Below are 21,479 nucleotides of genomic sequence, written 5' to 3' on the forward strand. Positions count from 1 at the left end.
AGCAAATGTGCACCGATCTTGGCGTTTTCTTATGGTGCTGCTAGAGGTATCCGCAAGGATAATCTGCCAAAATATGCTCTTAATCGTGAATTCCACTCTGAAATCGGGAAAGAACGACCATGGCCTTGCCAATAATTACGCCGCTTGTCGCCGGAAACTGGAAAATGCACGGTCTTTTGAAAGATCTGGAGGAAGCCCGGCATTTGCAAGCCTTGTTAACGGAGAACCCGGCGCAGGCCGAGGTGCTTTTATGCCCGCCCGCCACGCTGATTCACCCGATGACTGCCATATTGCGCGGCGGCCTCGTAAGTGTTGGGGCCCAGGATTGCCATTCTCTTGAAAAAGGCGCGCATACCGGCGACATTTCGGCGAAAATGTTGGCGGATCTCGGCGCACGCTATGTGATCGTTGGACATTCCGAACGCCGCGAGGATCATAATGAAACCAGCGAACAGGTACGTGAAAAGGCCCTTGCTGCCCACAATGCGACTCTGTGCGCCATCATCTGTGTGGGGGAAACCTTATCGCAGCGCGATGCAGGCTGGGCAGAAAAGATTGTGCTCGACCAATTGGCCCATTCCGTTCCCGATGGTGCCACGGCGTCCAATACTGTCATTGCCTATGAGCCTATCTGGGCCATTGGCACCGGGCGCATCCCGAAACCCGAAGATGTGGCCGTGATGCACCAGACCATCCGTGACCATCTGGCAGACCGCTTTGCTTTGGGTGATCAAATGCGCATTCTTTATGGAGGGTCGGTGAAGGCCAGCAACGCGCATATATTGATGGCGGTTCCCAATGTGAATGGGGCCCTTGTCGGAGGATCAAGCCTTAAAGCCTTGGATTTCAATGGGATTCTTGATGCCTATCGCAGCAAATAAAGGACAGTTTTCCCCAAGTGTAAACTTCGCACTGGTCATTTTGGGGCGGCTGCGCTAGACAGGCCATCAACGCACCGACGGGCAACATCCTGGGACGGTGCCTTTCGCATTCAATCCGTATGGTAACGATAAGATGCAAGTTGTTCTTCTCATTATCCATTTGGCCATCGCCATCGCCCTTGTGGGCGTAATCTTGCTGCAGCGTTCCGAAGGGGGCGGTCTGGGCATGGGGGGCAATGCTGGTGGAATGATGTCGGCCCGCGGTGCCGCCGACCTTCTCACAAAAGCCACGTCTTTTCTTGCCGCAGGTTTCCTGCTCACCAGCTTGACGCTGGCGATTTTGGCCGGGCAAGGGCGTGAAAGCAGTTCGGTGCTCGATGAAACCAATATCGAAGCGCCGCAGCCGGAAACCCCAACGGTTCCGATTCCCGATTGAGGGACAAAGCAATGGTGCGCTCTTGATGGAAAATCCGGAGCGGACGACCAGTGTTACCCAAAATCATCTGAAATCCAAGACTGTTGCTTTGCCAATAGTCAACTATAGTGCATGTCCATGACCCGGTATATTTTCATCACCGGCGGTGTGGTTTCCTCGCTTGGCAAGGGGCTGCTATCCGCTGCATTGGGAACACTGCTTCAGGCGCGCGGTTATACTGTGCGGCTGCGCAAGCTCGATCCATATTTGAATGTGGATCCGGGCACCATGAGCCCTTATCAGCATGGCGAGGTTTATGTCACCGATGATGGGGCAGAAACCGATCTGGATTTGGGCCATTATGAGCGTTTTACCGGTGTGCCTTCACGCACCACTGATAATGTCACATCGGGCCGAATCTATCAGGATATTCTGACGAAAGAGCGACGCGGGGATTATTTGGGCGGCACCGTGCAGGTGATTCCCCATGTGACCGACGCCATCAAGGATTTCGTGCTCGCACAAACCGATGGCATTGATTTCGTGCTATGTGAAATCGGCGGTACGGTGGGGGATATCGAAAGCCTTCCATTCATGGAGGCGATCCGCCAATTGGGCACCGATCTGGATCGCGGCCAAAGCTGCTTCATTCATTTGACATTGGTGCCGTTCATCAAAGCGGCGGGCGAGCTGAAAACCAAACCGACCCAACATTCCGTGAAGGAATTGCGCGGCATTGGTATCTCGCCGGATATTCTGGTGTGCCGGGCGGAACAACCGATTCCACTGGGCGAGCGCCACAAGATCGCGCTGTTTTGTAATGTTGCGAAATCGGCGGTGATCCAGGCCCTTGATGTCTCGTCCATTTATGAAGTCCCCATCGCTTATCATGGGGAAGGGCTGGATGATGAAGTTCTGAAAGTGTTCGGCTTGCCCGCTGAACAGCCTGTGGATCTGAGCCGCTGGAACGACATCGTCAAAAACCTTAAAAACCCCGAAGGCGAAGTGAAAATCGCCATCGTCGGGAAATATACCGGCCTTAAAGATGCCTATAAGTCTTTAAGCGAATCTCTGGTGCATGGCGGCATAGCCAATCGTGTCAATGTGAAGATCGAATGGATTGAAGCCGAGCTGTTTGAACAGCCCGATGCCATCCATCGTCTGGAAGACGTGCACGGTATTTTGGTACCCGGCGGATTTGGCCAACGCGGCACCGAAGGAAAAATTGCGGCAGCCCGTTTTGCCCGTGAACATAATATCCCCTTCTTTGGCATTTGCCTCGGGATGCAAATGGCCGTGGTGGAAGCCGCCCGGAATATGGCCGGACTGGAAGGGGCAGGGTCCACAGAATTCGGCACGCCAAAGGTTCCGGTTGTGGGCTTGCTAACAGAATGGGCCACGGAGGCGGGGATCGAAATCCGCGAATCCGATATGGATTTAGGCGGAACCATGCGTTTGGGTGCTTATCCCGCAAAACTCACCACCGGCAGCCATGTTCAAAAGATCTATGGCACAGACCGGATTTCCGAGCGCCATCGCCACCGTTATGAAGTAAACATTTCCTATCGCAGCCAGCTTGAAGAAGCTGGATTGGTGTTCTCTGGCTTGTCACCGGACAGCAATCTGCCGGAAATTATCGAGCTGCCGGATCACCCTTGGTATATTGGTGTACAGTTCCATCCAGAGCTGAAATCAAAGCCTTTTGATCCGCATCCGCTGTTTGCCAGCTTTATCGGCGCTGCCTTGAAGCAAAGCCGGCTGGTCTAAAAGCCGATGGACGCTCAGATAAAACCGGGGAGATCTCCCCGGTTTTTTTATGTCTGATCTTTCGGGCTGCTCAGAAGCCTTCATTGGGCATATCAAGAACCGTCGTGTCCAACGAAGCCAGCAAAGCGGCTTGTGGGCCGGTCTTGGGTAATTCATGGGTGAAGAAATACCGCGTCGCCATTAATTTCCCAGCAAAAAAGCTCCGGTCATCGCCCACCGCATCGGTGATTTTTGCCGCAGCAACCGTTGCTTGGCGCAACCACATCCATGCCATCACCACATGGCCCATCAGCAAAAGATATTCATGGGAATTGGCAAGAAAGGCTTCGGTTTTTCCTTCATGGGCGGCGGTCACCAGTTTCACCGTCACCCGGGACAGCAGATCCACAGCCCCTTGCATGGCCGCAACTTGTTCTTCCAGAACCGGATAGGCCTTGGCCTCGCCAATGGCGTCTCCGATGCGTTCCATCATCAACCGAAAGGCCAGTCCCTTTTCCGCCATAACCTTGCGGCCCAAAAGATCAAGGCTCTGGATACCATTGGTGCCTTCATGGATGGGGTTGAGGCGATTGTCGCGGTAAAGCCGCTCCAAAGGATAATCGCGGGTATAGCCATAGCCCCCCAGAATCTGGATCCCCAGCTTATTGGCTTCCAGACAAAATTCCGAAGGCCATGCCTTGGCAATGGGGGTCAAGAGATCAAGCAGCAAGAGATTGCGTTTTTTTGTGTCGGCATCTTCGGTTTGCTGCGCTTCATCCAGCAACCGTGCGCAATAAAGGCACAGCGACAGCGCCCCTTCCACATAGGATTTTTGTGCCAGCAACATGCGCCGCACATCCGCATGGGCAATGATGGGAACCGGCGGGCTTGCGGGATCTTTGGCATCCACCGGACGGCCTTGTGGACGCTGTTTCGCGTAATCCAGCGATGCCAGATACCCCGCATAGCCCATCATCGTCGCCCCGAGGCCAACGCCGATGCGGGCTTCATTCATCATATGGAACATATAGCCAAGACCATGATGCACAACGCCCACCAGATAGCCACGGCAGGCATCGTTCTCACCAAAATTCAGCATGCAATTGGTGGTGCCGCGATAGCCCATCTTGTGATTGAGGCCCGCCAAAGCCACATCATTGCTATCCCCCACACGGTCTTCATCATCCACTTGGTATTTGGGCACGATGAAGAGCGAAATACCTTTCACCCCTTCCGGTCCCCCGGGGATTTTCGCCAAGACCAGATGCACGATATTTTCTGCCAGATCATGGTCGCCAGCAGAAATCCACATCTTGGTGCCCTTAATGGCGTAGCTGCCATCGGGTAACGGCGTGGCCTTGGTGCGAATATCCGCCAAAGACGATCCGGCCTGCGGTTCCGATAGGCACATGGTGCCGAAAAAGCGGCCTTCCAGCATGGGTTTTAAGAATTTCTCTTTCTGGGCATCAGAGCCATAGGCGCTCAAAAGATTGGCCGCAGCGATGGTCAGAAACGGATAGGCCGTGGTGGATGCGTTGGCTCCGGTGAAGATCGCTGCGATCGCCTGGCTTATAACCAAAGGTAACTGCATCCCGCCTTCGGATTCATCGCGGTGGGCCAGATGGAAGCCACCGGCCAGATAATGGGAGAGCGCCTCTTTCACTTCCGGGATCATTACCACCCGACCATTTTCATATTGAGGCTCGTTCTCATCGGCCTTGTGGGCGTGATCGGCGAATTTATCCATGGCCAACCGTTCGGCAGCATCGATCACGGCTTCATAGCTGGCTTTGTCATGCTCCGAAAAACGCGGATAGGCCGACAAGGAAGCCACATCAAGCACGTCATAAAGCTGAAACGAAAGGTCGCGGCGGTTGATCACACGCTCCATCAGGGAACTCCTTGTCTTTTGCGGAAAGAACGGATGAGCCTTATAGGCAAAGTGCGAAGGCGCGCACAGGGCGTATTTTACCCTATTGCATGCGAGAGGGCAGCCATAAGGCAATATCGGGCCACGCCATCACCGCCCCAAGAGCCAAAATCTGCAAGATGATGAAGGGGATAACGCCTTTATAAATATGCTGGATGCGCACCGATCCGGGGGCCACACCTTTCAGGTAAAACAGTGCAAAACCAAAAGGTGGCGTCAAAAAGCTGGTCTGCAAATTCACCGCAACCAGCACCGCGAACCATGTAATGGTCAGTTCGGGGAAGGGGACATGGCCTGCAAAATCCAGCGCCTTGATCACCGGCGCAAACACAGGCAGCACAATCAAGGTGATCTCGATCCAATCGAAAAAGAATCCCAAAAAGAACACGATGGCCATCAGTACAAACAGAATACCCCATGGCCCGACATCAAGACTATCCACAAATCCGATGATCAGGTCATGGCCGCCCAACAGGGCAAAGACATAAGAAAAGGCTGTGGCCCCTACAAAAATTCCAAACAGCATGGCGCTTGTAAGCGTGGACTGATCAAGGCTTTCCAGAAAAGTTTTCCACCGGAAATTTTTCCGCAAAAGAGCCAGAACCAAGGCCCCCGCTGCGCCGATTCCGCTGGCTTCGGTTGGCGTGGCATAGCCGCCAAATATGGAGCCGAGCACAAGGGCAATCAGCAAAACCGGCGGCAAAAAACTGCGGATCATCAAACCCGACAGTGCCAGCAATGAGCGCGGCCCTTCGGATTTGGGCAGAGCAGGGGCAAGCTGCGGGGAAATCGCCGTACGTGCAATTATCCACAGCAGATACAGCGTGGATAACAACAAGCCGGGCAACAAGGCTGCCATAAATAGCCCGCCGACAGAGGTGGATAGCAAGTCCGCCATAACCACCAGCATGATCGATGGCGGCACAAGAATACCCAGCGTCCCCGAAGCGGCAATGGTGCCACTGGCCAGCGCTTTGTCATAGCCACGGTCGATCATCACCGGCAAGGCTAGAACGGTCATCATCACCACACTTGCGCCGATAATTCCGGTGGTTGCCGCCATCACAACCCCGATCAGGGTAACGGACAGCGCAAGCCCGCCGGGGATTCTCCGCGTCAGCACCTGCAAGGCTGATAACAGATCGCGGGCCACTCCGCTTTTTTCCAAAAGGGTGCCCATAAAAATGAACATGGGAATGGCGACCAAGGTGAGATTATTCACCACACCGCCGAAGATCCGGCCCACCACCAGAAAAAAGCTCAAGGGGTTTTCAATCCCCAAAGCCACCGCCAACAGCCAGAAAGCAAGCCCCACGCCGCCCAGAACAAAGGCCACGGGAAAGCCCGTGAACAGCAAGGCGGCCAGCACTAAAAACATCAACAAAGGCAGGATTTCGATGATCATGGCCGCGCATCTTCGGTCTGGAGATCGGTTTCATCATAAGGGCCAGCCCCTTCATCGGGAAAACCGCAATGCTGGGCCAAGGATTTCGGGCCGAATAAAAACACCATCAGAGTCAATCCGCGAGAAATGCCCGCAAGGCCAAGCACCGCAAATCCCAGAACCAGAATGGATTTGATGATCCATCTATCGGGCAAACCGGCAGGCGAGGGGCTGGATTCCCCCACAAGAAACGCCCGGGCTGCATAATCGGAGGCAAACCACAAAATGGCCGCACAATAGGGCAACATCATCAATATGAGTCCCCAAAGCTCGACCCATGCCTGTGTTCTGACGGGCCACCGTTCGTAGAAAATTTCGATCCGCACATGGGCGTTTTTGAAATAGGCATATCCCAAGGCCAATAAAAACAAGGCGCCATGAAGATGCCATTCCAGTTCTTGTAGTGCGGTAGAGCCGATCACGAACCAGTGCCGCAACACCACATCCATCACGATCACGATCATCAATGCGGGGATCAACCAGCCCGCCGTCCGACCAATGATCGTGACGATATATTCAAGGGATCGGGCAATCCGCAAAGTGCGTTCCATCCCCGTCATTTCTTTAGATATCCGCGTTCACGCCACACCCGATGTCCGGCGCGGAACTGGCGCAAGCTGTCCCATCCGGTAGCGAAATCGGCATTGGACGCCGAGAGCTCGTCGGCAACCTCGCCCCAGGCTGTTTCCAGAGCCTCCAGAATTTCCGGCGAGAATTTATGAAATTCCACGCCCTTTTCGCTCAGTTCGCGCATGGCGTCGATCTGCAAAGCCTCCCCTTGTGAAAGGCCATAGCGGATATTGCTGGAGCAAACGGCTTCGATTTGCGCTTGTTGGGTGGCGTTCAGCGCGTTCCACTGGTCCAGATTGATCATCAGCTCAAAAAATGTGCTCTGCTGATGCCAACCGGGGAAATAATAATGTTTCGCCGCTTGATAAAAGCCCATCTTCAGATCAACGGCGGGAACGGAAAATTCTGTGCCGTCAATAGTCCCAAGCTCCAATGCCGGGAAAATATCGCCGCCGGATAAAAGCTGCACAGAAGCGCCAAGTTTTTCCAGAACCTTGCCGCCCAATCCGAAAAACCGGATTTTAAGGCCCTTGAAATCTTCGACCTTGTTGATCGGCTTTTTATACCAGCCCGCAGCTTCAGGCGGAGAAATCCCGCAAATCAGTCCGTGGATATTGTGACGGTGATAGAGTTTTTCATAAAGAGCGCGGCCACCGCCATAATCGAACCATGCCAGATATTCTTCCGCAGATGGGCCAAAGGGCAGGGCCGAGAATAATTGCAAGGCCGGTTCGCGCCCGGCCCAATATCCCGGTGTGGACCATCCCGCTTCCAAAGCTCCATAAGATATGGCGTCAAAAATTTCAAAAGGCGGGGCCAGCGCCCCCGGCTCATAAAAGCGTATATCAATGCTGCCGCCAGAAATATCACGGGCAAGGCTTTCCACCCGCTTTCCCATGGTGCCCAAAATAATCAGGCTTGAAGGATAGGTGGAGGCCATCCGCCATTGAACAAGTGGCCTGTCCGATAGTGCCAAGGATGCTTTATCCGTTTCCGGTGATTGCTCGGAGGAGCAGGCCCCCAACATCCCCGCCAAAATGGCCCCAAGCCAGAACGGTCTGGCAATGATCCCCATAAATTTACTCTCTTATAAAGACTTACTGGATTTTCTTCAAAGATTGGGCAAGCAAAACATACAGCTTTCCCATCTCTGACGAAATAAGAGTGACAGACAACGCACTATGCTTGTCGCGGCTTCCGACCTGTTCCATCAAGGCTTCAAAATCCCGGAAGAATTTCAAGACCGTATCGCGGAATTCCCGATCCGTTTCAAACATCCTTATGATGCGTTGGCGGGTGGTGCGGTCGGCCAAACGAACGGTGCGCCGCGAAAAGATAGACCGATCGCCCGACAGATATTTTTGCCATACATCGTCGGGCACTTCGGCTTCCAGAATTTTATCAATATCCACAGAGGCAGATTGGAGGCTTTCGATCAGCAAGGAAGATGTGCGCACGAATTCATCACGTGATGAGGCCAGAATACGCCGCTCCACCTCTTCGGATTTGCTGAGAAAGCTATTGGCCTTGTGAATCAGTTTGTCCGACTGTTCGGCAAGGCGGTGCGCCATACGCTCGCTTTCATCGCCCGCCTGAGCCGAAGCCTCGCGAAGGGCATTGACCGTTTTATTGATGGTCTGGGTGATGTGGCTTTCCAGATCGCGCACTTCCTCATCAAACATGGTGTTGAGCGTATCCATGGATTGCCCCACTTCCCGAAGCCCGCGGGTAATGGCGACGGACAAGATTTGCTCGAACTCCTGACCGGATGTTTTGGCGCTGGTCTCGGCGGCGCGGGCCGCTTCCATGATTTTCTCCGCCGCGCCAGAAAAGCGGCTTGCGATGGCGTTCAGATGGTCGCCGGTTTCTCCCCCTGCTGTGCGGATATCTTCGGCTTTTTGCCCCACTTTTTCCGCGGCTTCGTGCAAATTCTTGGCGGCATCTGCGGTATCGTTCAGGATACGCTCTCGTTCGCCACCAAACGCTGTGGCCGCTTGCCCCAAGGAGTCTGAAGACCGTTCCAGCGTTTCCATCAGGCCGCTGCCTTCGGCTTTCAGGCTTTGTAATGATTGCGCCAAGGCCTGCACTGCGCCGCGCCCTTGTTGATCGATACGTGCGATTTCCGTCGAAAGATTTTCGCTGCTGGCCAAAACCTGTTCGGATGTGGCTTCGGCATGGCGGCTCAAATCGTCGGATTGCGTGCGGAAGCGGTCTGCGGCCTCCAAAACGGTATTGGCGCTGGCCTCTGAAGTGGCGGCCAAGGCCCCACGCTCTTCTTCCAGACGGGCGGTAACTTCATCAATGCGTTGGCGCATATCTTCCAGCACCTGCCCAAGATTGGCGGTGCGTTCATCCATGCGTTCTCCCGCTTCGCCCATATTTTGCGCCGCATCTCCTGCGGCAGAGGCAACCATTTCCGCCTGATCCGCAAGCATCGCAGCAAGGCGGTTCAATTCTTCCACACTGCGGGCGGCGCGATGTTCGACGGCCCCCGCTTCATCATCGAAATTGGATTTCAGATGCGAAATCCGCTCGGCAATGCGCATTCCCGCTTCATTGGCTTTGTCGTCAAATGTGGCAAGTTGCGCTTCAAAGCCCGATAGAGCGGCTTTCACCCGATCCAAAGCCTCATCGGCTTGTTGTTTGGAAATCGTGTCCGCTTCGTGGGCTTGCAGGGCCAGATTTTCCGAAAGTCCCCGGAAACTTTCCTGCGCCCGTTCCAATGTGCTGCCAATGATGCGATCCAGTTCCTGGGCTTGGCGCTCGATCTCGCGGCCCGCATCTTCGCTGCGGTTCAACGCCTCTTGCGCCCTGTCGTTCAAAAGATCGCTGCTTTTCTCCAATGCCTGGGTCACACGATGGGCATCGCTTTCAGAGGATTCCGCAAGATAGGCAAGGCGGCTATGGCGCTCTTCCAATGTTTGCGTAAGCTGTCCATCAAGTTGATCCAGTTCAGCCATGCGCTGTTTGAAGCGGTCAAGCTGGGTGGAAATATCGTGGCTCATGCCGTTGAAGCGGGCATCAAGCAAGCGGGACAGATCATCCAGTGCTGTCAACCGCTCCCCAAGGGCGGCTTCGGCTTCTTTCAAATCGGCCGCCGCCTGTTCGGCTGAAGCAATCAGGGACTGGCCGCGATCATCCAAAGTCCCGGACGCTTTATCCACAGCATCTCCGGCGGCACCGGCTGCCTTTATGACCCGTTCGGAAAAGCTGTCCGCCGTTTCTTCCGATTGACGCAAGCGTTGCGTTACCTGTTCATCCAATTGGTTAAGAGCTTCCCGTTCGCGCCGGAACATATCCTGAATGGACGCCGCTTTTGCTTCGGCATCTGCCGTGACGGAAAACAGATCGGCAATCTCGCTTTTGAAGCGACCTTCAAGGCTATCAATGCGGCTGGCCGCCAAATCTACAGCGGCTTCCACATGATCCATATCATGGCGAACCCGGGCCAAAAGCTGGTCGAGACGCTTTTCCGCATGTTCAATGGGGGCAAGGGCGCGGTCCATATTTTGTGCAATTTCCAGACGCCGTTCAAGCAAGGGATCGGTCCGTTGGAACACCAAGGCAATCAGCCATACAACGGCCAAGGGCGTAAGAACCCCCGCGATCAAAGCGGCAAGGTCTACCAATTGTAGCGGGTTATCCGGATTGAAAAGCCCGGCGCGCATGGCCGCAAAGCCCGCCGCGAGCACCCATAAGCTGCTCAACACAGCAGCAAAAGCAAAAGGCCAAAGCCGTCTGCCAAAAGACACCGCTGGCCCTGTTGTTTGCAGGGGCGCAGTTGTTTCTTCTTGTGGCGGCGGTTGAAAATCCAGTTTAGCGTTCATTAGACTTCCCGACAAACCCTTGCAGGCGCATCAAATATAGCACGGTATCATGGTCAGCATTTACACGAAGACATATGAAGGTCAGGTTATCATCGAACCAACGCTTCGGCGTATATCTGGAAATTGACCCCATGCCACATCATCCCTCTCCCATCGACCACACCCATCTTGACAATTTTACTGGCGGTGACAAGGCGTTGCAGGATGAAGTCATAGATATTTTCATAAAAAATACGCCGGATTATTTTGCAGCCCTTGAAACATCCTCCCCGCAAGACTGGCGAACGGCCCTTCACCGGCTGAAAGGGGCGGCACGATCCATCGGGGCCAAGCCTTTCGCCTTGCTTGCACAAAAGGCGGAAAAGGCCGAGCCCAAGGATTATGAAGCCCATCGATGCGCCTTACGGGAGGAATTTGCACGACTCAAAGCGACAATCACAAGATAACCCTTTGCTTTTTTATTGAAAAATTTACCTTATCGCGGTCTTTATACACATCTGGAGATCACTGAAGAGACTGAAATGGCGGACTATGATTTCGAAAAATTGAGCGTTCTGATTGTCGAAGACAGTTTGTTCATTCGATCCTTATTGATCAATTCCTTGAGAATTCTTGGCGTTGGAAAAGTGTTTGCCGTTGAAGATGGCGGCGAAGCCATCAATTTTTTAAAGCAGGTCAAAGAAGACCCGATGAAGGTTGGCACGCAAGAAGTCGATATCGTCATGTCCAACTGGCAGATGTCGCCGGTTGATGGCATGATCTTGCTGCGCTGGGCACGCCGTCATAAGGAAAGCCCGGATCGCTTCATCCCGTTCATCATGATTACCGGCTTTTCCGAACCAAAACGGGTTCAAGAAGCCCGCGACATGGGTGTTACCGAATTTCTGGCCAAGCCCTTTACCATACAGGCTATCGGAAATAAGCTGATTTCCATCATTGAGCGCCAACGGCAATTTGTGCATACGCGCAGTTATTTCGGGCCGGACAGACGCCGCAGACAGGCAGATATCGATTTCGAGGACCGGCGTGTGTTGACGGATAAAAGCCCCGGCGTGGAGATTGTGCGTGGCTAATGAAGAAAAAAAAGCCCCCACGATCGTGCGCTTTTATCGGTTCAGAAACCGGTTGAAGGAAAAAACCCATGGCTTGGGTGGCGGCAAGGGGGGCATTTCTCCGGAAGCCTTGGAAAAGGCGGAAAAAGCGTTGGAAACGCTTTCCGAAGATTATCCCGATTGGGTATCCGGCCTTATCACAAAACTGGCGGAACAACATGTCCGTTGCGTTGATACACCGGAAGACCGCAAGGATTTCTTCGAAGAAATCCACCGCATTGCCCATGATATGAAGGGGCAGGGCGGCACCTTCGGTTATCCTCTTATCACCAATTTCGCGGATTCCCTTTCCAACTTCACATCCATCAAAACCGATATCGACGACAAAATGGTCGAATTGGTGAAATCCCATGTGGATGCCATGCGCGCCGTGATCAAAGGGCGAGTAAAGGGCGAAGGGGGCGAGATTGGCCAGCAACTTCGGAAATCGCTACAAAAGGCCATTGAAACCTATAAGAAAAGCTGATCGGCGGCCCCCGTTCAGAAATTATATCGCCTTAAGATTCTGGGCAGAGGTGCGTGATGGATCTTTGCGATCGGGCTCTGCGTCAAATTCCACCATTTGCCCTTCTTCCAGTGTTTCAAGCCCTGCATTTTTGACGGCGGTAATGTGCACGAACACATCTTTTGGAAAGTCTTGAGACGCAATAAAACCGAAGCCTTTTGATGCGTTGAACCATTTTACCGTTCCGGTCGCCATCGTCTTATATCCTGTTTTCCTGAATATGCCGGACCCATGCTCCGGCGGCATGTGCAGAGTTTGCACCCCCGATTATGGCAAGGAACATGCCATGAGCCAAGCCCTTGCTCTTGCCGAAGGCGCTCTCTAATGTGGCGCCCTTGTTCTTCTTGATGATTAAAACAGGTGCCTTCATGCCGCTGGATCATGCCCAACCACAGACCATTTTTCTGAAAGATTATGAGGCGCCTGCTTTTGCGGTCGAGAGCATCGCGCTTTGCTTTGATCTTCGAGAGAAAGGCACGCGGGTTCTATCCACCATGACAGTGGTCCGGCAGTCGGAAAATATGCCGAATCTTGTTTTGGACGGCGATCCCCAGATGGATTTGCTTTCGATCAAGCTGGATGGCACCCCGCTTCCGGCCGGACGCATAAGCCGGGCTGGTGAGCAGCTTACCATCAAGGATATGCCCGCATCCGGCGTTTTGGAAATCGAAGTCGAAATCGAGCCGCAGAATAATGCACGGCTGGAAGGGCTTTATAAATCGGGCGGAAATTTCTGCACCCAATGCGAAGCGCAAGGATTTCGCAATATCACCTTTTTCCCCGACCGCCCCGATGTGATGACCCGCTTCACGGTGCGTATCGAGGCAGACAAGGCAGCCTATCCGGTTTTGCTGTCCAACGGGAACCGGATCGAACAGGGCGATCTGGGGGCGGGGCGTCATTTCGCTGTATGGGAAGATCCGTTTAAAAAACCGGCCTATCTGTTTGCTTTGGTGGCCGGTGATCTTGGTGTGTTGAGCGACCAGTTCACGACCCGGTCCGGCCGCACGGTGGCGCTCCATATCTATGCAAAGGCCCGCGATCTTCCCAAATGCCAGCATGCCATGGACAGCCTGAAGCGCGCCATGCGCTGGGACGAAGAGGTGTATGGGCTGGAATATGATCTGGATATCTACAATATCGTTGCCGTTTCGGATTTCAATATGGGGGCGATGGAGAACAAAAGCCTCAATATTTTCAATACCAAATATGTTCTAGCCGATCCCCAGATCGCCACGGATACAGACTTTGATAATGTGGAAGGGGTGATCGCCCATGAATATTTCCATAACTGGACGGGCAACCGAGTGACGTGCCGGGATTGGTTCCAGCTTTCTTTGAAAGAGGGGCTGACAGTATTCCGCGATCAGGAATATTCCGCAGATCAGGCCAGCCGGTCCATCAAACGTATCCATGATGTAAAAACCTTGCGGGCGTTCCAGTTTCCGGAAGATGCAGGCCCTCTGGCGCATCCCATTCGCCCCGATAGCTATATAGAAATCAATAACTTCTATACTGTCACGGTGTATAATAAGGGGGCCGAGGTCATCCGTATGATGCACCGGCTTTTGGGCGTGGAAGGCTTTCGGCGGGGCATGGATCTTTATTTCCAGCGTCATGATGGCCAAGCGGTGACCTGTGATGATTTCGTAGCGGCCATGGAAGATGCCAATGGAGCCGATCTGGGGCAATTCCGCCTGTGGTATGCGCAGGCTGGCACACCCGAATTGACCATCGAGGATCATTGGGAGGAAAGCACTGGACGTTACGAGCTGCACATCAAGCAATCGGTTCCACAAACGCCGGGGCAAACCGAAAAAGCACCCATGCACATGCCTTTTCTTTTGGGATTGATTGGTCCCAATGGGCAAGAAATGGATGCAGAGCTTGTGGCGGGTGAAGGGACACGTCATGACGCCGGTTGGTTGTTGCATATACGCCAATCGGATAATCGCTATCAATTCAGCGGCCTTGGCTCCCGGCCCATTCCCAGCTTGCTCCGCGGTTTTTCTGCGCCGGTCACCATTAAGGCCAGCCTCAACCGGGCCGATAAACTGTTTCTGACCGCCCATGACAGCGACCCCTTCGCCCGCTGGGAAGCCTGTCAGGATGTTATGATTGAGACATTGCTTGATCTTGTTAAAGCGGTGGACGCGGGGCAGCCTTTAGACGTCGGCCAGGACTTGATCGACGCCTGCGAAAAAATTCTGGAAGACGCGCAATCCGATCCGGCTTTTGCAGCAGAATTGATGACACTCCCCGGCGAGGCCTATATCGGGCAGATGATGGATGTGGTGGCCGTGGATGCCATCCATCATGCACGCATCCATTTGCGCCATGTTTTGGCACATGCTTTGGAAAGCCACTGGCGCAGGCTGTATCGGGAAATGACAGACACCGTTTTCGGGCTTTCTCCCGAGCAGAAATCCCGCCGCGCCCTTAAAAATGTTGCGCTTATCTATCTTGCCGCCCTTGGAGATAACGAGACGGCGCGCACCCATTATGCCCAATCCAATAATATGACGGACCGCTTGGCTGCTTTGCAGGTGCTTGTGAACGGTTCGGACGATGCCGCACGCGATGCGGCTTTTGCAGATTTTTATGATCGCTTCGAAATGGAAGATCTGGCCATCGACAAATGGTTTGCCTTGCAAGCTTTGTCCGACAAGCCCGACACTTTGAAAACTGTAAGAACCCTAAGAAATCATAGTGCTTTTTCGCTGCGCAACCCCAATCGCCTGCGGGCTTTGGTGGGCAGTTTTGCATCCGGCAATCAACTGCGTTTTCATGCCGTCAGCGGAGAGGGCTATGCGTTTCTAAGCGATATTGTGAAGCACGTGGACCAATTGAACCCGCAAACCGCTGCCCGGCTGGTTTTACCGCTGATCCGCCATGAACGCTATGACCCGGTGCGGGCAGGGCTGATGCGTAAACAGCTACAAGCCCTATTGAATGTCGATGGTCTTTCCAAAGATGTTTATGAGATCGTTTCGAAAAGCTTGATGACCAAAGAAATCTCCTAGAGGGAGGGGCTCTATTTCTAATGGAGCCCTACAATTTCTATATATTACATGATGTTTCATTTCCATAAACACTACCTTTACTGATTATGTGCATAATTTCCCCTGAAACTGATCATGGGGGATCATATGGCGGTGCAATCCAAAGGGATAAAATCAGCAGTTTTTGGGAATAGAGGGCCGTCTTCACTTGCCGATGCGCTGTCGCGGACACGGCCAGTCCGCTATCTTAACCGGCCCGCCGGCCCGGTTGTGGCGCGTCCATCTTATGAATCACGGCAGGATGGCGGGGAACCTCCACAAGACACACAAGAAGATATATCCGCTTTTTCTCCATCCGAAACTTCAGACATGGCGACCAACGCTCCTTCCGCCCCTGAGGAACAGACGGCGAAAGACCATGAAACCGCCAATCGCAGCCCCCGGATACAGCAGACACAGGTTCCAGCCAAAAAGCCCGGTCTGGCGCCGGATAAAGAGCGTGTGACGGAACTTTATAACACCGATAATCTCACCAAGATCAAAGACGAAATTCTCCCTGTGGTTTTGGATCAGATCGATGGAAAAGCCTTGGTGGGCTTAACGCGGGAAGAATTGCTAGAGGCCTTGGAGCCCATCGTTTTATCCACCACCGCCGAACGCAAAATCATGCTCAACAACAAAGAATTGGGCTATCTGCGGCGCGCTCTTTTGGATGAAATTGTCGGATTTGGCCCCTTGGAACCGCTTTTGGCCGATTCCAAGGTCAATGATATTTTGGTCAATGCACCGGATCAGGTCTATGCGGAGCGAGAAGGGAAGCTGGAAATATCCGACGTTACCTTCCGCGATAACGAGCATATTCTTCAAATCGCCAACAAGATCTGTAACTGGGTGGGCCGTCGGGTGGATATGACCACCCCCATGGCAGATGCCCGCTTGCCCGATGGCAGTCGTGTCAATGTGATTGTGCCACCTTTGGCCTTACGCGGGCCATCCATTTCCATCCGGAAATTTAGCAAAAACCGTATGGAATTACCGGATCTGGTGGCGCGGGGAAGCTTGTCTGAGGCCATGGCCCGGTTCATGCAGATTGCCACCCATGCCCGGCTCAATATCGTTATTTCAGGCGGTACGGGGTCGGGAAAAACCACCATGCTCAATGCCTTGTCGCAATATATCGATCCCGGCGAACGCATTGTAACCATCGAAGATGCCGCAGAATTACAACTGCGCCAGCCCCATGTGGTGCCTTTGGAAACACGGCCGGCCAATCTTGAAGGTGCAGGTCAGGTGACCATCAGCGATCTTTTGGTGAATGCCCTGCGAATGCGGCCAGACCGTATCATTCTTGGCGAGGTTCGCGGGAAAGAGTGCTTTGATATGCTTCAGGCCTTTAATACCGGCCATGATGGCGGCATGTGCACCTTGCACGCCAACCGTCCGCGTGAAGCCATTTCCCGTATGGAAAATCTGGTGGCCATGGGCAATCCGAATTTTCCTACGCGGGCAGTTCGCCAGCAAATCAGCGAAACCATCGATATCGTTATTCAGGTGAAACGGATGCGTGATGGAAAGCGGCGCGTCACAGATATTGTGGAAGTGATTGGCATGGAAGGGGACGTGATCACCACACAATCCCTTTATAATTTTGAATATTCAGAAAACGAGCAATCGAATTCGGTATCAGGCACATATGAATATAGCGGCCTGCCTTTCCGCTGCGCCAAGCGGGTGCGTGAAGCCGGCCTCGGCCGAAATTTAGAAGAGCTTTTGCAATGACCGTCACAGATTTTGATCCGACACAAGAAGCCCGGCAGCGTAAGAGCATCTCCAAAGCGGCGATGGATGTGGAACTGGTTTTGGCCGATGGCTCCCAATTAAGTGGCCATGTGTTTTTGGGTCGCGGCGAGCGTGTCTCCGACCTGTTGAACGACGACAAGCTGTTCTTGCCTTTCCGCGTGGAGAATGGCGAACTTTTGTTAATCGCGAAAAGCTCTATCGCCTTGTGCAAGCCGCTGGATCGGCCCAATTAAAAGCAGCTGACCTGATCCAAAGGGGCTATTCCTGCCCCGGATAAAAGCAGGCCGGATCAATAACAGGATAATCAATGGCTTGAATAATCTCATGGCAGCGCGCCAAGGGCAGGGGCGGCATGGACGATAAACCGGCCCCTAAGCTTTGCGGAGAAAGGCCGAGAAGATATCTTATCTCGTCGGAAGAAATATGTTGTTTTTGAAGAGCTTCTGTCACTGTTTTACGAAAAGACTGGAAGCTTCTTTGGCGAGAAACAAAACCACGCTCGCGCTTATGTCCGCCAAATGCTTTGGACAAAAGAGCGCCTTTTCCTGAAAACTCCGGCCAGATCAATGCGTCCTGCTTTTGCCTTGGGGCCTGTTCCCAAAGCCATTGCAATCGCGGATGCAACGGTATGATACGCTCATGCGTCTTGGGCTTCAGCGAACGGATATGCAGCACGGGCATATCATTCACCCATTGCAGGTCTTGCCAAAGCAAAGCGGCAATTTCCATTGCACGCAGACCACTGAATAAGGCCAAAATAATTGCCCCATTCAGGGCCAAGGACGCAGGCGGCGGCGATAAAAGTGTGGTAATATCCTGATCACGCCATGCCAATTGCGGAAGGCCCGCATTGCGAAAATGCGATAGAAATCCATGAAACGGATTGTGACTGGCGCACAAACCCTGCCCATCGGCCCAGGTCCATATCGTAGATAATATCCGCAAATGCTGCCGCACAACACGGTCTGTCAGACGATTTTCTGCATGGGCGAAGCGCGTTTTCAAATCCCAGAAATTCAACTGGCTTACGCCGCGCGACCGCCCCCAGTTCCGGTCGAATGTCTGTAAAATATCCACATAGTAACTCACATCCTCCCGGGTGATCTGCCGCATTGTTTTGGGGCCGATAAAGCCCGCAAACAGCCGAATGGCCGGTGCATATTGTTGAGCGGTTTGTGTGGACCGTCCTGCTGACCGAGCCGTTTTCTCCCAATATTTGAGCCAGCTTTCACCTAGGGCCCCAAAATTCGGCTCATATGCTTCGGCATTTTTGGGCACCTGCCCACGCAAAGACCGCCGCGCATCTTCTAATGCATCAAGCCGTGCTTTCAGATCCGGCGGCAAGCGATCATAGCTTTCCAGCTCGCGGCGATCGATTTCCTGTTGCAGGGCCAGCGCTTCTTGTTTCAGCGCTGCTTGGCGTTCTTCAAGGGGTTTTTCTTCTGCAGCAACCTCATTAGGCCCCGCGAGATAAGCCGTGAGGCTTTCCTCATAAAGCCGATCCGGGGAAAGGGGATCGCTATATGGCTGTTCGCGCAATCGAGAGAATTCCGCTTTCCACCGCAAAGCCATCGCTTCGGCTTTTTTTAGCGCAAGCTGATAATCCCGTGTTCCCAAGCCAAGGGTGATATGAGATTTCGGCCGCCCCGTTTTGGCGGGGAAATGATGGGCAATATCGCGCGGAATTTTGATGTTGAATGCAAAACCGCCCCCCGCCCGTTTTTTTACATGTGTCCCATGACCCACATTAGCCCCCCTTCTGTTACGCGACCCAATCGCATCAAGAAGACATGAGAGTAGGACAGACTTTTTTAAAAAGTCTTTATAAGATAGGCAGTTATTTTTTTATTCGTGGAACGCCCATAAAGAAAATCTGATAGCCATCCGGGCCTTTCCGGAACGGGAAGACACCCCGGGCCAAAATCCAGTCCCGGCCATCCACCGTTAATTTTCCCTCGCTGAATTGGGGGCGTTCCTCTTGCAAGGCTGTCTCGAATTCGGCGATGCGGTGGACAAAAATTTCGGGGCTCAGTTGCTCGGATAAACGCTCATTACTCCAATGATGTTTCATGATCGAGCTGATGCCGCTTCCCTTCAAGCGAAGGGAGTAATCCAGCGAGCCATCAGCGCCCGGTTCCCGCTCAAAAATGACCACCCAGGGCAGGGCATCCGGAACCCGGACTGGATTAAAGTCGGCCCGGGTGGGAATGGTCCCCTTTCCGATCTCTTTCCAATATTGATAGAACTGCCTCATTGGGCAGCATTCATCCAGATTTTCTGCAGAAACCGGATCTATCGCCAAAGAAAGGGAGAACTTCTTAAAACCTTGATAAAAGGGGCCTTTCAACATAAATTCGACGCCATTTTATTGCGTTTGTGATCAACCCACCTATGCTTTTGTAGCGTAAACAGAAATAAAACAAAAGAAAAAGTATTTTATAATTTTCAAGGCATATCCTGATTTTGTTTGGGAACAATTTTGCTCAGGATTCAAGAGTTTGGACGACTGGTCTTTCGTTTTGGCAGGCTCCATCCAAACCAGATGGCCAAGGCCCGGATCATAAATCCTGCGGCAAAGCCAAATCCTGCAGCCCAGATAAAGTCAAAACCCGCCAATGTGAGGGCCATATAGACGAACGCACCGCAAAAAGCCGCAGTGGCATAGACCTCTTGTTGTAAGATCAAAGGAATTTCATTGGCGATGATGTCCCGGATAATTCCGCCTGCCACAGCGGTCGCAACGCCCATCATCACAGAAATCAGTGGATCGCCAGTCTCCAGATAGGCTTTTTGCGCTCCAGCAACAGCGAAAAGGGCAAGTCCTACAGCATCGGCCCACACAATCACCTTGCGACGGCTGTTCAAGAAATTTTCCCCGAAATAGACCGCTAGAACGCCCACGCCGGTGATCCAGATTGGCCGCGTATCATCCACCCAAAAAACAGGAACATCCAAAACCAGGTCGCGCAATGTGCCGCCGCCAACGGCTGGCATCAGGGCAAGAACCGCAAATCCGAAGATATCCATATCTTTACGCGCGGCAGAAAGTGCGCCCGATAGGGAAAATGCAAGAATCCCCACGGATTCAATCATGATAAACAAAGGGCTCATCGGCCTTTATCCTTGATGGATTTTCAGAGCTTTCCTCTGACAGCTGATACAAAACACGCACATACGATCTCACGCCGCGTGATAACCGATCCGTGCCGCCTCCAAAAGCCGTAAGTTCTAAATATGGCCGTCAATTTACAGGGGATTGGCAAATATCACAAACCCGCCAGTAATATCTTCAGAATCACCTTAACTTGTGATTTTTTCTTCAAGGTGCAGAAATAAACCATAGTTTAAGTACAATCTCTGACTATCTAATGGTTAACAGATATAAATTAAATAAATATAACAACATTGCACTATAGTTATTTATATTATTCTTTCATCAGATCAAATCAAGATAAATTATTTGATGTTATTTGGCGTTTTTGCCAGACAATTACACATCTACATTAACATACGTTAATCATAATACCTCCCGTCACGCTTGCTTTTTCTGGATAAATTTGCAGAAATATTGTGTGCAATAATGCACCCCACGATCGTGGGATAACAAAGGAGCAAGGTTTTGATATCAGGAGATCCCGTTGATACTTATGTTGGACGTCGCATTCGGGAGCGACGAAAAATCGTCGGATTGACGCAACAAAAACTGGCCGAAAAGCTGGGTCTTAGCTTTCAACAAGTCCAGAAATATGAAAAAGGCCTCAACAGAGTAGGGGTTAGCCGTCTGGTTAAGCTTTCTGCTGCTTTAGAGGTTCCAATCTCATATTTTTTCGAGGATTTGGAACAAACGGGGCAGGAAGCGCAGCTAAGGGGAAACCCGGCCATTGATCCGCACATCTTATCCCATGCGCAAGTTCTTGCCGTGGTGAAGAACCTTATCGGGATAAGGAATGACCGCGTGCGTCGCCGGATTATGGATCTGATCCAATCAGTTCATGATTCACAAAAGGCGGCCTGAGATGTTTGAGACAAACACGATCTGACGATTAAAGACACGAACTATCCTAACCTTGCATGCTTCATGATATCTCGACGGCGCATTCTGATTTTGGAATGCGCCGTTTTTTATGCGCTGCTCAAGCCATTGAAACAGAATATAGAATTCTGCAAGAGGGCCAAATCGAGGGTTGGCCGGGATTCTGACGAAATCCGCCATATAAGCCCATAACTGGCTGATTTAAAACACAAAA

General features: G+C 52.5%; 19 protein-coding genes. 10 read left to right on the forward strand and 9 right to left on the reverse strand.

Annotated elements, in window-relative coordinates; all coding sequences use genetic code 11:
• The first annotated feature begins 119 nt into the window (after positions 1–119).
• From tpiA to pyrG, 3 genes are all read left to right on the forward strand, one after another.
• Positions 120–881, forward strand: coding sequence for a triose-phosphate isomerase (gene tpiA, locus IEX96_RS09935; RefSeq protein ID WP_150005051.1), 762 nt, complete (start codon positions 120–122; stop codon positions 879–881).
• Between the two features lie 133 nt (positions 882–1,014).
• The gene (secG, locus tag IEX96_RS09940) at positions 1,015–1,317 is read left to right on the forward strand and encodes a preprotein translocase subunit SecG (RefSeq protein ID WP_150002409.1); all 303 of its coding nucleotides are present in this window, start codon (positions 1,015–1,017) and stop codon (positions 1,315–1,317) included.
• A gap of 117 nt (positions 1,318–1,434) precedes the next feature.
• Positions 1,435–3,063, forward strand: coding sequence for a CTP synthase (gene pyrG / locus IEX96_RS09945; RefSeq protein WP_188873860.1), 1,629 nt, complete (start codon positions 1,435–1,437; stop codon positions 3,061–3,063).
• Between the two features lie 70 nt (positions 3,064–3,133).
• Here pyrG and IEX96_RS09950 read toward each other — a convergent pair whose 3' ends face one another.
• The 5 genes from IEX96_RS09950 to IEX96_RS09970 form a co-directional block, all read right to left on the reverse strand.
• Complete coding sequence (locus tag IEX96_RS09950; protein WP_188873868.1) at positions 3,134–4,936, reverse strand: acyl-CoA dehydrogenase; 1,803 nt, start codon at positions 4,934–4,936, stop codon at positions 3,134–3,136.
• A gap of 79 nt (positions 4,937–5,015) precedes the next feature.
• Complete coding sequence (locus IEX96_RS09955) at positions 5,016–6,377, reverse strand: TRAP transporter large permease (RefSeq protein ID WP_188873861.1); 1,362 nt, start codon at positions 6,375–6,377, stop codon at positions 5,016–5,018.
• Positions 6,374–6,967: a TRAP transporter small permease subunit gene (locus IEX96_RS09960; protein WP_150005050.1), complete on the reverse strand. Its 594-nt coding sequence runs from the start codon at positions 6,965–6,967 to the stop codon at positions 6,374–6,376. The genes IEX96_RS09955 and IEX96_RS09960 overlap by 4 nt, the downstream gene beginning before the upstream one ends.
• Positions 6,968–6,972: 5 nt before the next feature.
• Positions 6,973–8,061, reverse strand: coding sequence for a TRAP transporter substrate-binding protein (locus tag IEX96_RS09965; RefSeq protein ID WP_229773654.1), 1,089 nt, complete (start codon positions 8,059–8,061; stop codon positions 6,973–6,975).
• Between the two features lie 22 nt (positions 8,062–8,083).
• Positions 8,084–10,813, reverse strand: a complete 2,730-nt coding sequence (locus tag IEX96_RS09970) for a coiled-coil domain-containing protein (protein WP_188873862.1) — start codon at positions 10,811–10,813, stop codon at positions 8,084–8,086.
• 131 nt (positions 10,814–10,944) lie between these two features.
• On the opposite strand from IEX96_RS09970, the gene IEX96_RS09975 reads away from it, so the two are divergent.
• From IEX96_RS09975 to IEX96_RS09985, 3 genes are all read left to right on the forward strand, one after another.
• Positions 10,945–11,259, forward strand: a complete 315-nt coding sequence (locus IEX96_RS09975; protein ID WP_188873863.1) for an Hpt domain-containing protein — start codon at positions 10,945–10,947, stop codon at positions 11,257–11,259.
• A 75-nt stretch (positions 11,260–11,334) separates the two neighbouring features.
• Positions 11,335–11,886, forward strand: a complete 552-nt coding sequence (locus tag IEX96_RS09980; RefSeq protein ID WP_150005047.1) for a response regulator — start codon at positions 11,335–11,337, stop codon at positions 11,884–11,886.
• The gene (locus tag IEX96_RS09985) at positions 11,879–12,391 is read left to right on the forward strand and encodes an Hpt domain-containing protein (protein ID WP_188873864.1); all 513 of its coding nucleotides are present in this window, start codon (positions 11,879–11,881) and stop codon (positions 12,389–12,391) included. The genes IEX96_RS09980 and IEX96_RS09985 overlap by 8 nt, the downstream gene beginning before the upstream one ends.
• A 21-nt stretch (positions 12,392–12,412) precedes the next feature.
• On the opposite strand, the gene IEX96_RS09990 is transcribed toward IEX96_RS09985, so the two are convergent.
• On the reverse strand, positions 12,413–12,625 hold the full coding sequence (locus IEX96_RS09990) for a cold-shock protein (protein ID WP_150005045.1): 213 nt from the start codon (positions 12,623–12,625) through the stop codon (positions 12,413–12,415).
• 173 nt (positions 12,626–12,798) lie between these two features.
• Between IEX96_RS09990 and pepN the strand changes: the two genes are divergently transcribed.
• The 3 genes from pepN (at position 12,799) to IEX96_RS10010 (ending at position 17,465) form a co-directional block, all read left to right on the forward strand.
• Complete coding sequence (pepN, locus tag IEX96_RS10000) at positions 12,799–15,453, forward strand: aminopeptidase N (RefSeq protein ID WP_229773655.1); 2,655 nt, start codon at positions 12,799–12,801, stop codon at positions 15,451–15,453.
• A 348-nt stretch (positions 15,454–15,801) separates the two neighbouring features.
• Positions 15,802–17,211 (forward strand): TadA family conjugal transfer-associated ATPase, encoded by a 1,410-nt coding sequence (locus IEX96_RS10005; protein ID WP_150005044.1) that lies wholly within the window; start codon positions 15,802–15,804, stop codon positions 17,209–17,211.
• Positions 17,208–17,465 carry a DUF6812 domain-containing protein gene (locus tag IEX96_RS10010; protein ID WP_149999396.1) on the forward strand — a complete coding sequence of 86 codons (258 nt, stop codon included), beginning with the start codon at positions 17,208–17,210 and terminating at the stop codon, positions 17,463–17,465. Before IEX96_RS10005 ends, IEX96_RS10010 begins: the two co-directional genes overlap by 4 nt.
• 25 nt (positions 17,466–17,490) lie before the next feature.
• Here IEX96_RS10010 and IEX96_RS10015 read toward each other — a convergent pair whose 3' ends face one another.
• From IEX96_RS10015 to IEX96_RS10025, 3 genes are all read right to left on the reverse strand, one after another.
• Complete coding sequence (locus tag IEX96_RS10015) at positions 17,491–18,978, reverse strand: DUF6538 domain-containing protein (RefSeq protein ID WP_150005043.1); 1,488 nt, start codon at positions 18,976–18,978, stop codon at positions 17,491–17,493.
• A 91-nt stretch (positions 18,979–19,069) separates the two neighbouring features.
• Positions 19,070–19,582: a PAS domain-containing protein gene (locus tag IEX96_RS10020; protein ID WP_150005042.1), complete on the reverse strand. Its 513-nt coding sequence runs from the start codon at positions 19,580–19,582 to the stop codon at positions 19,070–19,072.
• Between the two features lie 140 nt (positions 19,583–19,722).
• Positions 19,723–20,343, reverse strand: coding sequence for a trimeric intracellular cation channel family protein (locus tag IEX96_RS10025; protein ID WP_150005041.1), 621 nt, complete (start codon positions 20,341–20,343; stop codon positions 19,723–19,725).
• A gap of 508 nt (positions 20,344–20,851) precedes the next feature.
• Between IEX96_RS10025 and IEX96_RS10030 the strand changes: the two genes are divergently transcribed.
• Entirely contained in the window at positions 20,852–21,247 is a 396-nt protein-coding gene (locus tag IEX96_RS10030; RefSeq protein ID WP_229773656.1) for a helix-turn-helix domain-containing protein, read from the forward strand.
• Positions 21,248–21,479 lie beyond the last annotated feature (232 nt).

Source organism: Iodidimonas muriae (assembly GCF_014647255.1).
GTDB classification, from domain to species: Bacteria; Pseudomonadota; Alphaproteobacteria; order Sphingomonadales; family Rhodothalassiaceae; genus Iodidimonas; species Iodidimonas muriae.